1 protein-coding gene is annotated in these 995 nt (G+C 45.3%); it reads right to left on the reverse strand.

From position 1 onward, the window contains the following. Positions 1–172 precede the first annotated feature (172 nt). On the reverse strand, positions 173–995 hold an 823-nt coding region (locus tag A3729_RS05510; protein WP_231877351.1), incomplete at its 5' end, for a response regulator.

Consider the following 995-nt stretch of genomic DNA (forward strand, 5'->3'; position numbering starts at 1 on the left):
GTCTTTGGTCTGCAATGGAGTTATGCCGCTATGGCTCTCCATGAAACTGTTCCAAACTTTAATGCTAAAGTTGCGATCCAGTACCACGAGGCCGACATCGATGGTTTGCAGCATATCCATCAGCCAGTGAAATTCTTTTATATCTATCTGTGATCGTTCCATAGTTCGGCTATTAATCCATCAAGTAGGAAAGTCGTTTGTTCAAATTGTCCAGTGAATCTTCAGTGAACAGTAATAACAGGTCGCAACTAATGTTGTAGTTTTCAATTTCGTAAGTGATTTCAATGGCGAGTGTTTTCTTCCAGCGCTTGGCATTGGCTTTGATCAATTCACTTACTTTGACATGCTGCCCTAAAACAACCGGGTGCCCTTGACTGAAGGTGGTGTCGAGTTGTTGGGCAATACCGTTAGTACAGGCGCCCACTAGAATACTGGCCACTTCCATTAGTAGCTCAAGCTCAACCATGCGATCGACTTCGCCTTTGTAGTCGAGCAGCTTGGCGATATCACCAAAACTTGAATCACTGAAATTGAGCAAGGCTTCACCACTAATACCCGAACCGATAAAACCTTGGCAAACGGCAGAGTAGGTGTCTTGTTGCTCGGTGAGTGATAAGGCCATTTCTAACTCACTAACTTCGAGCAAGTTAACGTTTGGTATAGGCAGTTTTACGAAGACTTTCAAAAGCCGAGCGAGTAGGTCAGCTGCTTGTCCCATTGCGACATTCGCTATTTCTTGCATGCAGTCGCGGGTGCCAATATTGCCGATTTCACCTTTCTTAATTATCGGTGCTCTTGCAGGCGTAGCAGGAGCGGCTGAGGGCTCTGGTGCTCTGTAAAGGCCAAATTTCTCAAGTAGCTCTGTGAGCGCTTCAGTCGAAGTAGGTTTCTTAATGAAGTCGATTGCGCCTAGAGCCTTAACGCGTTCATGTGCTTCAGGTTGAATATCTCCTGATACGACAATTACCATCGTTGGCAAATCTTGTTTCTGAATC

The sequence above is a fragment of the Oleiphilus sp. HI0043 genome (genome assembly GCF_001634935.1).